Source organism: Snodgrassella sp. W8132 (assembly GCF_016100865.1).
Classification (GTDB): domain Bacteria; phylum Pseudomonadota; class Gammaproteobacteria; order Burkholderiales; family Neisseriaceae; genus Snodgrassella; species Snodgrassella alvi.
In genome coordinates, this window is record NZ_JACFRQ010000001.1 from 218,974 (window position 1) to 234,078 (window position 15,105).

General features: G+C 41.9%; 15 protein-coding genes. 14 read left to right on the plus strand and 1 reads right to left on the minus strand.

Features of this window, described 5'->3' with window-relative positions; all coding sequences use genetic code 11:
• Nucleotides 1-4 precede the first annotated feature (4 nt).
• The 4 genes from H3U82_RS01020 to H3U82_RS01035 all read left to right on the plus strand — a co-directional run bounded on the left by H3U82_RS01020 (nt 5) and on the right by H3U82_RS01035 (nt 4,865).
• A complete protein-coding gene (locus H3U82_RS01020) occupies nt 5-1,579 on the plus strand; it encodes an ATP-binding protein (RefSeq protein WP_143556003.1) in 1,575 nt (524 codons plus the stop codon).
• Nucleotides 1,572-3,056: a sigma-54 dependent transcriptional regulator gene (locus tag H3U82_RS01025; protein WP_198208767.1), complete on the plus strand. Its 1,485-nt coding sequence runs from the start codon at nt 1,572-1,574 to the stop codon at nt 3,054-3,056. The genes H3U82_RS01020 and H3U82_RS01025 overlap by 8 nt, the downstream gene beginning before the upstream one ends.
• Complete coding sequence (locus H3U82_RS01030; RefSeq protein ID WP_084585935.1) at nt 3,056-3,817, plus strand: class I SAM-dependent methyltransferase; 762 nt, start codon at nt 3,056-3,058, stop codon at nt 3,815-3,817. The genes H3U82_RS01025 and H3U82_RS01030 overlap by 1 nt, the downstream gene beginning before the upstream one ends.
• Before the next feature lie 70 nt (nt 3,818-3,887).
• Nucleotides 3,888-4,865: a hypothetical protein gene (locus H3U82_RS01035; protein WP_025331227.1), complete on the plus strand. Its 978-nt coding sequence runs from the start codon at nt 3,888-3,890 to the stop codon at nt 4,863-4,865.
• 70 nt (nt 4,866-4,935) lie between these two features.
• On the opposite strand, the gene amgK is transcribed toward H3U82_RS01035, so the two are convergent.
• The gene (gene amgK / locus H3U82_RS01040; protein ID WP_084565505.1) at nt 4,936-5,940 is read right to left on the minus strand and encodes an N-acetylmuramate/N-acetylglucosamine kinase AmgK; all 1,005 of its coding nucleotides are present in this window, start codon (nt 5,938-5,940) and stop codon (nt 4,936-4,938) included.
• A 59-nt stretch (nt 5,941-5,999) separates the two neighbouring features.
• Between amgK and H3U82_RS01045 the strand changes: the two genes are divergently transcribed.
• The 10 genes from H3U82_RS01045 (at nt 6,000) to H3U82_RS01090 (ending at nt 14,908) form a co-directional block, all read left to right on the plus strand.
• On the plus strand, nt 6,000-8,336 hold the full coding sequence (locus H3U82_RS01045) for an LPS-assembly protein LptD (protein ID WP_198208768.1): 2,337 nt from the start codon (nt 6,000-6,002) through the stop codon (nt 8,334-8,336).
• Nucleotides 8,336-9,295: a peptidylprolyl isomerase gene (locus H3U82_RS01050; RefSeq protein ID WP_198208769.1), complete on the plus strand. Its 960-nt coding sequence runs from the start codon at nt 8,336-8,338 to the stop codon at nt 9,293-9,295. Before H3U82_RS01045 ends, H3U82_RS01050 begins: the two co-directional genes overlap by 1 nt.
• 135 nt (nt 9,296-9,430) lie before the next feature.
• Nucleotides 9,431-10,423, plus strand: a complete 993-nt coding sequence (gene pdxA, locus H3U82_RS01055; protein WP_084565504.1) for a 4-hydroxythreonine-4-phosphate dehydrogenase PdxA — start codon at nt 9,431-9,433, stop codon at nt 10,421-10,423.
• A gap of 75 nt (nt 10,424-10,498) precedes the next feature.
• Entirely contained in the window at nt 10,499-11,299 is an 801-nt protein-coding gene (locus H3U82_RS01060) for an ABC transporter ATP-binding protein (protein ID WP_084563372.1), read from the plus strand.
• Nucleotides 11,299-12,075: a lipid asymmetry maintenance ABC transporter permease subunit MlaE gene (gene mlaE, locus H3U82_RS01065; RefSeq protein ID WP_078475685.1), complete on the plus strand. Its 777-nt coding sequence runs from the start codon at nt 11,299-11,301 to the stop codon at nt 12,073-12,075. Before H3U82_RS01060 ends, mlaE begins: the two co-directional genes overlap by 1 nt.
• A gap of 24 nt (nt 12,076-12,099) precedes the next feature.
• Entirely contained in the window at nt 12,100-12,609 is a 510-nt protein-coding gene (gene mlaD / locus H3U82_RS01070) for an outer membrane lipid asymmetry maintenance protein MlaD (RefSeq protein ID WP_084547255.1), read from the plus strand.
• Between the two features lie 57 nt (nt 12,610-12,666).
• Nucleotides 12,667-13,263, plus strand: a complete 597-nt coding sequence (locus H3U82_RS01075) for a phospholipid-binding protein MlaC (protein WP_025331219.1) — start codon at nt 12,667-12,669, stop codon at nt 13,261-13,263.
• Between the two features lie 2 nt (nt 13,264-13,265).
• Nucleotides 13,266-13,550: a lipid asymmetry maintenance protein MlaB gene (locus H3U82_RS01080; protein ID WP_025331218.1), complete on the plus strand. Its 285-nt coding sequence runs from the start codon at nt 13,266-13,268 to the stop codon at nt 13,548-13,550.
• Entirely contained in the window at nt 13,547-14,467 is a 921-nt protein-coding gene (locus H3U82_RS01085; protein WP_198208771.1) for a VacJ family lipoprotein, read from the plus strand. Before H3U82_RS01080 ends, H3U82_RS01085 begins: the two co-directional genes overlap by 4 nt.
• Nucleotides 14,468-14,545: 78 nt before the next feature.
• Nucleotides 14,546-14,908, plus strand: coding sequence for a hypothetical protein (locus H3U82_RS01090; protein ID WP_025331216.1), 363 nt, complete (start codon nt 14,546-14,548; stop codon nt 14,906-14,908).
• Nucleotides 14,909-15,105 lie beyond the last annotated feature (197 nt).

The following is a 15,105-nucleotide window of genomic DNA, read 5'->3' on the forward strand; positions in this document are numbered from 1 at the left end:
CGGTATGAAAACGTATATAAATGGCTGGCCGCAATATCTGGACAGGCTTTCTGCTTTGCTCAATATTGCGCGTATAAGTCTGCTGTTTTCAATTATGACGTTTTATTTGCTGACCCGCAGTATGGATGAGCCCGGTCTGGCTGTACCCATATTCAATAAAATTGAACTGTATAGCTGGGCAGCGCTCTACGGTATTCTGATTGTCTTTTCCATGCTGGTGCCACGCTGGCAGAATCAGCCGGATGCACTACCAAATGTTAATTCTGCTGTAGACATTACCATGATAGCCTGGCTGATGAATATGGGTGGAGGAGTGGATAGCGGTTTTGGTATTTTACTTCTGCCATTTGTCGGTTCGGCCTGTTTGTTCAGCCGTGGCCGGTATCCGATGATTTATGCCGGTTATGTAACTTTACTGATTGTCATCATTACCTGGACGCAGCTAAGCCGTAATGGTTTTGCTAATCACAGTATGCGGATATGCATTATTGCCATCATGCTGATTGCCGCTGTCTTTCTTGTGGCCGGTCTGACTGCCTATGCCGCTACTTTACTGGCGCGTTCACAAAGTTTGCAATATCAGCAGTCAAAAATGCTGAACAGTTACCGGAATTTGCTCGACCGTGCTTTTAATTATGTACAGGAGGGGGTAGTTGTACTGGATGAAAGCGGTCTGGTGTGGCTGATTAACCGGAAGGCGCAGAATTATTTCCCGATGCTGCTGGTTGATAAACAAACTGCTTTATTTCGTCAGGTTATGCATTACTGGCACACTGAACAGAAAAATATTTTCGAAATAAACTGTACACTGAATAATTGGCCGATGAGGGTGCATGCACGCTTGTTACAGGAAGCAAATACGCCTTTACTGATGTTATCAATGCGTTCGCGTACTGAAATTGATAAGGAGGCTATGGCCATTAAACTGGCCTCATTAGGCCAGTTAACGGCTAATCTGGCTCATGAAATTCGTAATCCGATGTCTGCAATAAGACAGGCCAATGAATTGTTACAGGAAGAAGAATATGATTCGACACGACTGCGGCTGTTTAATATTATAGAGAACAATATCAGTCGTATTGATAAAATGCTTGAAGATATTAGTATGCTGAATAAGCGGGATAAAAAAAATAAACAGGCAATTGATTTGCGGGTATTCTGGACTGCCTTTATGCAGGAATTTATACTGATCAGGCAGCAGGCTGTGGATTGTATTGAACTACAAGCCGATAAAGGGGATTTAATCGTCTGGTGTGATTCGGTACACTTGCAGCAGATTATATGGAATCTGATGAATAATGCCTGGCGTCATAGTTTGCAGAATAAAAATGCTATTCGTGTTATTTTTTGTATAGAAGAGCAAAATGAAATTTCCATTACCGTAATTGATAATGGTGCTGGTGTCAGTGCAGAAAATCAGTTGTATTTGTTTGAACCGTTTTTCACGACTGAATCCAGCGGCACCGGTCTTGGATTATATGTGGCGCGCGAACTGGCTCAGGCTAATCATGGTCAGTTAATTTATCGCCCTGAAGTTAATGGATTTGAATTAACCTTGCCAAGGATGGTTGATGAATAATAATAATCAGATGGACTTAGAAAAGCCGGTACTGATAATAGATGATGAAGCCGATATTCGTGATTTAATGGAGTTAACCCTGATTAAAATGGGTTTGTCCGTAAAAACTGCCGCTGGTGTAGCTGAGGCAAAAAAGGCTTTACGTACGCATGCTTTCTCTCTGGTGCTAACGGATATGCGTATGCCGGATGGCTCAGGGCTGGAGATTGTTGATTATATTACTGCCCATAATCTGGATATTCCGATTGCAGTTATTACCGCTTACGGAAATGCAGCGCAGGCTGTACAGGCACTGAAAAATGGTGCTTTCGATTACTTACAAAAACCCATTACTCTGGCGCAGCTGCGTACTCTGGTTAAATCTGTTATTACAATCAATAATACTGCCGAAACCGAAATAGATAATAAAATGGTAACCGCATTTAAACAGTCTGAAAATAAACAAAAAAATGAAGATACTTCCGCAATGGTTAACGAACAGCCGGTACGTGAACGTTTACTGGGTAATTCTCCGTTAATAACAGAAGTACGTCAGTTGATCAGCAAGCTGGCTAAAAGTAACGTGCCGGTATACATTGCCGGAGAATCAGGCAGTGGTAAAGAGCAGGCAGCGCGCAGTATTCATGAACAGTCAGAACGCAGAGACAAGGCATTTGTTGCTGTAAATTGTGGTGCCATACCTGAAGCATTGATGGAAAGTGAGTTTTTTGGTTATAAAAAAGGCAGTTTTACCGGAGCAGAATCAGATAGGGCTGGTTTTTTTCAGCATGCGGACGGCGGAACATTATTTCTGGATGAAGTAGCTGATTTACCACTATCGATGCAGGTTAAATTATTGCGGGCCATTCAGGAACGTGCTGTACGCCGGATTGGCGAAATGGAAGAAAAGCAGGTTGATGTCCGTATTATCTGTGCAACCCATAAAGATTTAAATGCTCTGGTTGAATCAGGTCAGTTTCGTCAGGACTTGTTTTATCGTTTAAATGTTGTATCTATTACCATGCCGCCATTACGTGAATTACGTGATGATTTGCCGCAGTTAATTCGGGTTTTACTGCAACGAATTTTGCATGATGAAACCATGACATTAACACCGGAAGCAAAAAAAGTACTGTTGCAATACAGTTATCCCGGTAATTTCCGTGAATTGGAGAATATTCTGGAACGTGCTATTGCACTGTCGAAAAATCATATTATTGAGGTAGATGATTTACAGATTCATAGCTATCAGCTGGATAATCCGCGTACTGAATCTGCAGAGAATGCCGGCAGTAATCTATCCGCAGATAGTAATGAGGAAATTGAGGATTACCAGTTCGGAAAAACTCAGATACAGGATTATCTGGATGAAATAGAGAGAAAAATCCTGGAACAGGCTTTAGCGCAAACCCGATATAACCGAACACAGGCCGCCAAATTACTGGGTATCAGTTTTCGTTCTATGCGTTACCGGATGGAACGGTTAGGGATTGTCTGATGGTAAAGCCTCTGATTTTAACCGGTCAGATAGCAGATAAAACTGATCTGATCACTCCTTTACAGAAATTGCTAGCCAGTAAAAAACTCTGTTATCAGCAACAACCACCCGAACAGGGATTATATCTGATATACGAAAATGACAGTCTTGCTTTAGCTAAAGCCGGGCAAAAAGGGGTCGTGCGGGTTGATTTTGTAGAAGGTACTGCACGGCACCGGCGGCTTTTTGGTGGGGGAGAATTACTGGCACGTGCTATTCAGGCCAAAAACCGGCCGCTTGTCTGGGACGCTACCGGAGGTTTAGGTCGGGACGCTTTTGTAATGGCATCATTGGGACTGGAAGTTGTGGTATTTGAACAGAATCCTTATGTATATGTTTTATTTGCGGACGGGCTGAAACGTGCGATGGTTGATAAACAGACTGCGCATATAGCACAGCAGATTCATCTGCATTATGGCAGTATCACTTTACCAGACGCGGAACAAAAACAGATACCATTGCCTGATGTGGTCTATCTGGATCCGATGTATCCGCAAAAGCAAAAAGCAGCAGCAGTAAAAAAAGAAATGGCTTATTTTCATGAATTGCTGGGTAATGCGGATATGAATAATGATCAGGCTTTATTACTCGCAGCACAGAAATTAGCCCGAAAACGGGTCGTGGTAAAAAGACCAGCTAATGGGGCAGTTTTAGCAGGAAAGACACCGGCTTTTCAGTATTTTGGTAAAACAACGCGATTTGATGGGTATATGCCTTTGTAGTTTTAAGGAAGAAATCAATTTTGTGAATCTGAATTATTTTGTTTAAACTTAATACAGGGGAGAATAACAATTGGCTAGAAAAATCTGGGCATATGCTAAAGATAAAAATCAATGTTTTATCTGCGAAAATCAATCTTTGCAGCCAAAAATTTTTTATATCTGGGATGTTCTGAGATTAAAAGAACAAAATTTTAAAAAATATCTGGAATTAACGTTTTACTCAACGGAATACGATGAAATTAATCGTCTGGAGTTAATTCCAACTGAACATGGCTTTTTTCGGTATAAATCCGACGAAATTGATGAAAACAATAAAGAGTCTATTTACCATTCTGCAGCGACAGTGATATTACTGGAAATGCCTGTAATTAAATTTACTATTGATAAAAATAAATATATTTTAAATTTTTCAAAATTTTTAGTTGAGCCGTGTCTTCGATTTAAGCATTTTGATCAAGATGAGGAAAAATATTATCCCGACCTTGTTGGCTATTTTTCTTCTGAGTGTGAATTACAGGAAAAATGGAAAGGATGTCTGGCTATAGAGGTTGTTTATACTAATGCTTGTTATTCTAAAAAAATACACTCTTTTGAAAAGAATCATATACCGATCATTGAAGTGAGTATTTCAAAAAAATTAAAACTAGAGACAGAGTTTGGCGGTGAAATAAAATTTACAGTTGCAGATGTTGAAAACTATTATTTCTCACTAAAGAAGATTTTTGAGAAAAACGTATATGGCAAAATACGTTCAGATCCGGTGAATCATAAATTTTATACGGATAAGATTATTTCTCTTGAAGACGCATATAAGCGTGAATTAGAAAATAAGCAGCTATTAAATGATAATGAACAAGCAAATTTAAAAAGAGAGCTTAATTATATAAATTTAAAGTACGAAGAAATGAAATCTGAAGCATCACATTTACACAATTTACTTGAACAAATGAAACAACAGGAATGGCACTTAAATAACCGGTTAAATAATTATGCAGTAATGGGATTTTGGCAGAAACTAAAATTTTTATTTAATATTTCTGCAGATTAAATAATAAAGCTGCTTAGGAATTAAGGCAGCTTTATTATTTCTTGGCAGATATTTAATAATTTTAATTTAATTAGAAGGTATAACCTGTCTGAACTTCTTCTGAGCCAATTAATTCAGTAATTAATTGCAGTAGCGGGCGCAATTCACCATAACGGCGGCTGGTTTTGCGTAAATATTTCAGGAAGCGATGAATTTCACCGCGATATTTATCTTTACCATCGCGGTAATATAAGCGGGCAAAGATACCGGCAACTTTCAGATGGCGCTGTACACCCATCCATTCAAAATCACGGTAAAACTGATCAAAATCGGTACGTACCGGTAATCCGGCAGCTCTTGCTTTTTCCCAGTAACGAATGACAATATCAAGTATAAATTCTTCGTCCCATTCGATAAATGCATCACGTAATAGTGATACCAAATCATAAGTAATCGGACCATACAATGCATCCTGAAAATCAAGAATACCAGGGCGGTCGCGGGTCAGCATAATATTTCGAACAATAAAATCACGATGTACATAGACCAGTGGCTGTGACAATATTACCGGTAATATATTGTTAACTGTCTGCTGCCATAACTGTTGCTGTTTCTCAGTTAATGATAAACCAAGTTCTTTCTGAACATACCATTCAGGAAAAAGTTGCATTTCCCTTTTTAGTACGGCTTCATCATATAATGGTAGTTGCTCCGGCTGGCTTGAAAGTTGCAGTTTGATGAGTTCATCAATGGCTTCCAGCAGCAATACTTTGTGTACTTCAGTACGTTTATCCTGTTGCAGTGCAGCCAGATAAGGGGTATTACCAAAATCTTCCAGAGCCATAAATCCTTGCTGTGTATCCAGATGATAGATTTCGGGAACATTAAGAGCCTGAAAAAGCTTTTGTACCTTAATATATGGCAGGATACTCATTTTATCCGGTGGGGCGTCCATACAGATTACTGTACGGTCGTCAGTAAAAGTAGCGCGGAAATAGCGTCGGAAATCAGCATCAGCAGCTGCAAAGCTAAGAACAAATTCCTGTTGCGGATAGCAGGTATGAAACCATTTTTTTAATTCAGATTCTCGTTGCATGACATTTTTCAGGTTAAAATAAACACTATTTTAACTGGCAAAGCCGTTTAGGTGATACTTTGTCCTACTTATTCTCTCCAAAACCATTAGCTCTGGCCTTAACAACGGTTTTTTGTACTTTGCCCGGGTTTGTTCTTGCGGCCTCACCTTTGTCTATGGGCGAAGGAAATGTTTGTACAGCGCCACAGCGACCGAAAAATTTTGTTAAACCTGTACAAAGCAGCGGTGAAGCTAATCCGGGTACTGATGTTACCCGGGTTGTGGCTGACGATGTCAACGGGCAGTCACAGGTTCAGGTACATGCAAAAGGGAGTGTCATTATTGAGCGTAATGATGTCACTTTGAATTCAGACTGGGCTGATTATGATCAGGAAAGCCAGATTGTTAAAGCTGGTGATCACTTTACTTTAGATAATGGTAAGGGACGTGTTACCGGTGAACATGTTACTTACGACATGGCTAAAAGTACGGGTGTCGGTGATGCCGGCCGCTTTGAAATGGAAAATGATAACCGGCGTCTGCAAGGTGTCGGGGACGAGATACAGATGGGTGGTAAAAATCGCTATCGTCTGCAAAGTGCTAAATTCAACACCTGTAATCCGGGCGATGACAGCTGGTATATCCGTTCAGGCAGTATTGATCTGGATTATGATAAAAATGTCGGGGTAGCCCGTAATGCAACGCTGGTATTTGGCGGTGTTCCTCTGTTTTACACACCATGGATCGATTTTCCGTTAAACGGCAATCGTAAAAGCGGGTTTCTCACGCCTACACTTAAAGGAGGATCTGACGGTTTTGAAATAATGACTCCTTATTATCTGAATCTGGCTCCTAATTATGATGCAACTATCCGGCCGCATTTTATTAGCAGCCGTGGTCTACAGCTGGGTGGTGATTTCCGTTACCTGCAGCCGACTTATCAGGGACAGATTAGTGCTGACTGGGTGCCGAATGATCAGAAAAGCAGTCACAAAAATCGTGCTGAAATTGATTTTACCCATTCCCAGAGACTAGCAAAGGGATTAACCGGCGGTATTGACTATCATCAGGTCTCAGATGATGATTACCGGCGTGATTTCTGGAGCGGAGATAATGGCAGTTCTAATCTGAACCGGCAGGCATGGCTGAATTACCACCGAGATTTATGGGGCGGGACATTTGATGGCAGTTTAATGGTGCAAAAATATCAGACACTGGCCTCAATCAGTGGATATAAGGATCAGCCTTACTCACGTTTACCTCGTTTATCTGCTACGTGGAACCGTTATTTTGGTAATCATTACGCAGTCAATGTCTATGCTGAAGCAACCCATTTTGAGGGCAGGGAAACTGGTCATAAAGACTGGTGGATACATAAATATCCCAATGGTACCCGTCTGGTGTTATTGCCAACATTTACTGCTGACTATTCCAATAACTGGGGGTATATCCGGCCAAAACTGAGTTTTCATGCCACTCATTATGATATGAACCGGCAGGATAATCAGGATAGCCGCAGTATGGATCGTGCCGTACCTTTACTTAGTGTGGATTCAGGCGTGACCTTTGAGCGTTTATGGAAAAACAATCGATTAAACAAGGGATATATTCAGACACTGGAACCACGTCTGTTTTATACCTATATACCGCGACGTAATCAGAATGATATGCCTTTGTTTGATACAGCCGAAAACAGTTTTACTTATGATCAGTTATTTCATGAAAACCGTTATTCAGGACAGGACAGAATCAATGCGGCTAATTTTATGACAACGGCGCTGCAATCTCGGATATATGATAGTACTAACGGTATTGAACGTTTCGCAGCCGGTATTGGTCAGCGCTTTTATTTCCGTGATGATAACGTCAAACTGAATGACAACACGCCTAAAAATAAAGAACGCAAACGCTCTGATATGGTGGCTTTTGGACGTGCTGCCCTGAGCGAGCACATCACAGCTGAAACTAACTGGCATTACAATCAGGATTTAAAAACATCTGAAAGTTATAACTTTGGCATCCGCTATACACCGAATGCAGGTAAAACTATCAGTGTTCGCTATAAATATGGTCGTTATGAAAATTTATACGATGATGTTTATGGCAAAATGCGTACAATAGATGTCGGTATTCAATGGCCGCTAACCCGTAATTACTTTCTGGTTGCACGGCAGGATTATGATTTTAATAGTAGTACATCTCTGAATCAGACAGTAGGGATAGAGTACCAGAGTCCATGTCATTGCTGGAGTGCCGGACTGGTAGGTTCCCGCTATACAGATGATTACAAAAAACGCAAAACCGCCGTATTATTCCAATTGCAGTTGCGTGACCTGACAGGTATGGGAAATGGTTCCCTAAATCAGCTCACTTCACAAATTCCCGGTTACAGCAATACTTATGAGGTAAAACATTAATGAAAAAGATACATTCCTGGCTGGCAGCAACTATGCTGGCTGTAGTATTGCCTTCGGCAATGGCATTGGATATCAAACCAGTTGATAACATTGTGGCAGTTGTCAATGATGATGTAATAACACGTCGCGAGCTGGACTTAGTAGCAGCCCAGATGCGTTCACAGTTACCAAAAGGACAAAATATCAGTAATGCAGATTTACACGAGCAGGCACTTGCACAGCTGATACGTAAGGATTTACTGGTGCAAGCTGCCAAGCGCTCCAATATCCGCCTGACTAATGCCGATGTAAACGAAGCAATTGAACTGTTTGCTTCACAACGCCATATGACAGTTAAAGAGCTGATTCAGCGCATTGCTAAAGAAGGTGTGAATGAAGATCAGCTGCGCCGCACCATAACGGAAAACCTGCTGGCACAGAAAATTGAACAAAGTGAAGTAATGGGCAAAAGTCAGGTCAGTGATGCAGAGGTAGATGATGCTATTGCACGTGCCCAGCAGGAAGGGCGACCATTGCCGCCACCGGTTACAGCCTATTCCTATCATGTGCAACATATTCTGTTGAAAAACGATAACGATATCACACGAAAACTGATTGAACAGATTGCTCAGCAGGCACGTTCCGGTGCCTCATTCGATCAGCTGGCACGGCAGTATTCTCAGGATGGCAGTGCACAAAATGGCGGAGATCTGGGCTGGATTATCGATGGTGAGACTGTGCCGCCATTCGAAGCTGCGGTGAAATCATTGCAGCCGGGTCAGATATCCATGCCGGTGCGTACTCAGTTTGGCTGGCACGTAATCCGTCTGGTGGCTGTCAGAAGCAATGACAGCCCGCAAGAACGTCAGCGTAACGGGATGCGTGCAGTACTGGTACAGGAAAAACGCGAAATTCTACTGCAGAATTTCCTGAAACAGTTACATAATCAGGCCTATATCAGTATTCGTCCTTTGGATTAACTGCATAAAAACAACTTTTCTGCAATGCGTGCAGCCTGTATCAGTGTCGAAATGTAGAGTTTGTATATTCTGATAGCTAAGTATTTTTTATTGATTTTTCTGTGAAAAATATCATTATAATTCTGGCTTATTTTTATGAAGAATCAGTTAATTATTGCTGTTACTAGCGGAGAGCCGGCAGGTATCGGTCCAGATATCTGTCTGGATCTGGCCAGCCAGGACTGGCCGCAACGCATTGTGGTATTGGGAGATATGCAATTATTGCAGCAGCGTGCGGCACAACTGAATAAAAAAATTACCATACAGGCTTATCAGCCAGATAGTAACAAACCTGTATCCGGAGTACTGGAAGTTTGTCATATTCCAGTTCAGGTATCTGTTCAGGCAGGAAAATTAAACGTACAAAATGCTGCTTATGTATTGCAATTACTGGACAGAGCATATACTGGCATAGAACAGGGTGAATTTGCTGCTATAGTCACTGCTCCGGTTCATAAAGGAATTATCAACGATAGCGGTATTGCTTTTAGCGGCCATACGGAATATCTGGCTGCTAAAAGTGCTATTTCTCAAGTAGTAATGATGCTTGCCGGTGGCGGTCTGAGAGTGGCTTTAGCCACTACTCACTTACCACTGCGGGCAGTAGCAGATACCCTGACACTTGAATTATTAACCGAAGTACTAACTATTCTGCATCATGATTTGCAGACAAAATTCGGGCTGATACAGCCACGTATTCTGGTTGCCGGTCTCAATCCGCATGCTGGTGAAGGCGGTCATCTTGGAAATGAAGAAAATGATATTATTATTCCGGTAATCAGCCAGTTACAACAGCAGGGTATGCAAATAACCGGACCATTTCCGGCAGATACACTGTTTCAGCCTTTCATGCTTGAACAGGCTGATGCTGTTCTGGCTATGTATCATGATCAGGGATTGCCGGTATTAAAATATGCAAGTTTTGGAGAGGGCGTTAATATCACTCTGGGACTGCCTTTTATCCGCACCTCAGTGGATCATGGTACTGCGCTGAATCTTGCCGGTACTGGTGAAGCAACCAGCAGCAGTTTATTTGCAGCAATTCATGCTGCAGTGGATATGAGCAGGCACTGGAAAGCAGGGCAGTAATTACGCACTTGTATTTGATAAATACCAACAGACATCATAAAATCTAAGTTGCTATACGGCATGGGAATTCTCAATATGGCTACGCCGTTTATTGAAATGAAAGATGTGGTTTTCGCTTATGGCGACCGACCCATTTTAAAAAATATTAATTTTAAACTGGAGCAGGGCAGTTTTACCGCTATTATGGGTAGTTCCGGAAGTGGTAAAACAACCTTGTTGCGTTTAATTACCGGCCAGATCAGTGCACAACAGGGGCAAGTATTGATCAATGGTCGTGATATTGCCGAATTCAGCCGCGAAGAACTGTATTACCATCGCCGTAACATGGGCGTACTGTTTCAGTTTGGTGCTTTGTTTACGGATTTATCAGTATTCGATAATGTTGCTTTTCCAATGCGGGAACATACTGATTTGCCGGAAAGCATGATACATGATCTGGTGGTCATGAAACTGAATGCAGTTGGTTTACGCGGGGTAGAGCAATTAATGCCATCCGAGCTTTCCGGTGGTATGGCAAGACGAGTAGCACTGGCTCGTACAATTGCACTTGATCCGGCATTATTGCTATATGATGAACCATTTACCGGCCTGGATCCGATTTCACTCGGGGTAATAGCCAGTCTGGTGAGTAAGGTCAATAAAGCCTTACAAACTACCAGTGTAATGGTGACACATGATATCCAGCAATCTCTGGATATTGCCAGCCATGTGGTTTTTCTGGCACACGGTGAAATTATTTTTTCCGGTTCACCGCAACAAATGCGTGAACTGGATTCACCATGGATAAATCAGTTTATTCATGGTCAGGCAGACGGCCCGGTAGCATTTCGTTATCCGGCTACCACCACCTTACAACAGGATTTAGACATCGCGTGATGAAAGCAATCGAGCAACTGGGTGCAAAAACCCTGAGTTTTGTCCAGCATCTGGGGCGGGCAGCATTATTTCTGCTTGCCGCCTTGCTGCGCAGCGGAACAGTTTTACGCCGTCCGCGCCTGATGATCCGGCAAATGTATTTTTCCGGTGTTCTTTCTATTGTCATTATCGCAGTATCAGGACTGTTTGTCGGAATGGTACTGGGGTTACAGGCCTATACACAGCTGGCTAAATTTAAATCTGCTGATATTCTTGGTTATATGGTGGCTGCCGCCATGCTGCGCGAACTTGGTCCGGTACTGGCTGCAATACTGTTTGCCAGCAGTGCCGGTGGTGCAATGACCAGTGAAATAGGTTTGATGAAAACCACTGAACAACTGGAAGCCATGAATGTCATGGCTATTGATCCGGTGGCGAGAGTTATCGCCCCACGTTTCTGGGCAGGTGTACTTTCCATGCCTTTACTGGCTTCAATATTCAATGTTGCCGGCGTTTATGGTGCTTATCTGATTGGCGTAAAATATTTTGGCATGGATAACGGCGTATTCTGGGGTCAAATGCAGAATAATCTTGATTTTTACTACGATGTTGTAAATGGTTTAATTAAATCATTGGTATTTGGCGTAGTTGTTACTCTGATAGCTGTTTATCAGGGTTTTTATGCAAAACCGACATCAGAAGGTATTTTGCGCGCCAATACACGTACTGTTGTATCCAGCTCACTAACTATTCTGGCAGTGGATTTTATGCTGACTGCTCTGATGTTTACCAAATAGGGTGCAGATTAACAAGGTAATGATATGAAAAAAAACAGTCTGGAAATGCTGGTTGGTCTATTTGTTTTAATAGGCATAGTGGCAATTCTATTTTTATCTTTTCGGGTAGCCGGCGGTAATGGTATCGGCTCTTCCCAGCCTACATATACTTTATCGGCCTCGTTCAGCGATATTGGCGGTTTAAAAACACAGGCGCCTGTCAAAGCAGCCGGTGTTGTGGTTGGCCGGGTAGACAAAATTGTACTTGATCCGAAAACTTACTGGGCTAAAGTGACTTTAAAAATTGATAAACAGTACCAGTTTAGTACTGACACTTCAGCGCAGATTCTGACTTCAGGTTTGCTTGGCGACCAGTATATCGGACTGGAGCAAGGCGGCGACCCGGATAATCTGGCCGATGGGGATAATATTACTATTACCAGTTCAGCTTTGGTGCTGGAACAGTTAATTGGTAAATTTATGACCAGTTTTGCTGAGGGTAATGCCAAAAGCGATAATAAAAAAACAGATACTGCTGCTTCTGCAAGTGAATAAGTAAAAGTAACAGTAGATAAACAAATTTGATTTAATTAAAGGAATATATTAATGAAACTGAATAAATCTTCATTTTTCGGGGCGGTAAGTATTGCGATTATGAGCATTAGTATGGCATTTGCTTCACCACAGCAGGCAGTAAGCCAGCTTAAAGACAATGCTACTCAGGTATTGAATATTTTAAGTTCAGCCAATGGTAAAAATGATAATCAGGTACGCCGTCAGGCTGAAAACTATGCTATTCCGTATTTTGATTTTGAGCGCATGACTGCACTGGCGGTAGGTGCTCCGTGGCGTACCGCCAGTACTGCACAGCAGCAGGCATTAACTCAGGAGTTTAAAACCCTGTTAATCCGTACTTATTCCGGCACTATGCTGAAATTTAAAAATGCTCAGGCAAATGTATACAGTAATCCTGTCGTTAATAAGGGCGGACGCGAAATCATTGTGCGTGTAGATGTTACAACACCTAACAGTAAACCAGTACGTATGGATTACACCCTGTATCAGGCAGGCAATATATACCGTATTTACAATGTAGCTGTAGAAGGTGCCAGTCTGGTGACTGTATACCGCAACCAGTTTAATCAGACTATCAGCCAGAAAGGCATAGATGGTTTAGTAGCGGATTTACGTGCCAAAAACGGTAAATAATCATGCAAACCAACGTGCAGGGTAAAACCCTGATGATTCATGACAAGGTAACTATGGGTACAGTAGGAGAAAACGATTTCAAACGTTTCTGTGACTATATCCAAACCGGACAAATAGAAAAAGTGGACGTCAGTGGTGTAACCGAAGCCGATTCTGCCTGCGTGGCATTGCTCGTGGCGGCTAAGCGGCTGGCGCACAGACAGAAATTTATGTTGCACATCGCCGGTGTGCCGGCGGGACTCATTACCCTGATGGCACTTTACGGTGTAGAGGAATCATTACAATGAGTAGTAAGAAAAAGTTGCTAACAGGCTGTGTACTGCTTGTGCTCAGTCAGGCTGGCTGGGCGGCAGCGGAACAGACCTATACTTATAAAGATCCGTATGAGGGTTATAACCGGGTGATGTTCAATATTAATGATCATCTTGATCGTTATATCATGACACCGGTTGCCCGCGGTTACCGAAAAGTCACTCCTTCACCTGTACGTACAGGCGTTAACAACTTTTTCAATAACTTGCGCGATGTAGTGAGTTTTGGCAGTAATCTGCTGCGTCTGGATATTGAGAAAGCCAGTACAGATTTCGTGCGCGTTGGTATTAATACTACATTTGGCTTGGGCGGTTTACTGGATATTGCTGATGCAGGCCGGATTCCGAACAACAAAAATACCCTTGGTGATACCTTTGCCTCATGGGGTTGGAAAAACAGTAATTACTTTGTTTATCCTCTTTTGGGTCCGTCGACAGTACGTGATAGTATCGGAAGTACCATTACTGATGTATTCCCGATAGAAAATGCTATTTTCAAGGAAGATGCTGTACGCTGGAGTCTTACCGGCCTGAATGGAGTAGCCTCGCGTGAAGCATTGCTGGATGTAACCGATAGCTTGAATGATGCCGCACTGGATCGCTATACATACATGCGTGATGTATATATGAAATTGCGTAACAATCAGGTAGGCGGCTCATTGTTTCCGGCAGATGATGAAGATGATGACGATATAGATAATCTGGTAGCTCCGGGTAGCGATAATGCCGTTACCCAGCCGGCTTCTGTATCATCAAGTCAATCTGTTAAAAAAGTAACTGAATCAGATGATAATGTTCCGGCAACAACTGATTCAACACCAGATAAAAATACGGGCGACAAATTGACTGAATCTCCGGTTTCGGCAAGTCAGCCCTATTGGAATGTGCATTAAACGTTAGTATTTTATAACAGTAAAAAGTATCATTCCGAAAACTGAAATTCAGATCAGTATAAAACAAGGAATAAGACTATGTATGAAGTTAACCGCAGTGTATTTTTGCTTGTTCCGCTTGAACCATTCTGGGCCTGGTTGCAAAAATTGCCTGATATTGATCTGGAACAGTTATCTCTGGATATTTTGCAACAGGATGCCAATGCCTATCTGACTTCCGCCAGTGAAGATATAGATAGCTTGTGGGTTGAAATCGAACAGCGTTATGAGGATATCTTTGCAGCAGAACTGGCTGACTGGTGTGAGGATGAAAACTTGTGGCCTGATTTGAGCTTTGAAAATTTCAGAAACTGGTTTGGTGTACAATTTTCCACAGTAGTAACTGATCTGGCACAAGAAGAACTGGCGCGTGAAGCTTTTGTACCGATCGCCCTGAGTTAAGCAGTTCAGCTGTTATATCATGAAAAAAGCCAATATTGATATTGGCTTTTTTCTTTAAAACAGTTGTCTGGTATGGATTCTGTGAATTGAAAAACTCATATTGTCATAAAAATTACTGTATAAATTTTAAAATATCTAACTATATTTAATATAATCAATTAAAATTACCTATCGTAATCTTGCAATCAGTTTGTATA

Bases quoted from the DNA above. Each gene is read 5' to 3' on its own strand.
- H3U82_RS01020 (WP_143556003.1), top strand. From the start codon at position 5: ATGAAAACGTATATAAATGGCTGGCCGCAATATCTGGACAGGCTTTCT.
- H3U82_RS01025 (WP_198208767.1), top strand. From the start codon at position 1,572: ATGAATAATAATAATCAGATGGACTTAGAAAAGCCGGTACTGATAATA.
- H3U82_RS01030 (WP_084585935.1), top strand. From the start codon at position 3,056: ATGGTAAAGCCTCTGATTTTAACCGGTCAGATAGCAGATAAAACTGAT.
- amgK (WP_084565505.1), bottom strand. From the start codon at position 5,940: ATGCAACGAGAATCTGAATTAAAAAAATGGTTTCATACCTGCTATCCG.
- H3U82_RS01050 (WP_198208769.1), top strand. From the start codon at position 8,336: ATGAAAAAGATACATTCCTGGCTGGCAGCAACTATGCTGGCTGTAGTA.
- pdxA (WP_084565504.1), top strand. From the start codon at position 9,431: ATGAAGAATCAGTTAATTATTGCTGTTACTAGCGGAGAGCCGGCAGGT.
- H3U82_RS01060 (WP_084563372.1), top strand. From the start codon at position 10,499: ATGGCTACGCCGTTTATTGAAATGAAAGATGTGGTTTTCGCTTATGGC.
- mlaE (WP_078475685.1), top strand. From the start codon at position 11,299: ATGAAAGCAATCGAGCAACTGGGTGCAAAAACCCTGAGTTTTGTCCAG.
- mlaD (WP_084547255.1), top strand. From the start codon at position 12,100: ATGAAAAAAAACAGTCTGGAAATGCTGGTTGGTCTATTTGTTTTAATA.
- H3U82_RS01080 (WP_025331218.1), top strand. From the start codon at position 13,266: ATGCAAACCAACGTGCAGGGTAAAACCCTGATGATTCATGACAAGGTA.
- H3U82_RS01085 (WP_198208771.1), top strand. From the start codon at position 13,547: ATGAGTAGTAAGAAAAAGTTGCTAACAGGCTGTGTACTGCTTGTGCTC.
- H3U82_RS01090 (WP_025331216.1), top strand. From the start codon at position 14,546: ATGTATGAAGTTAACCGCAGTGTATTTTTGCTTGTTCCGCTTGAACCA.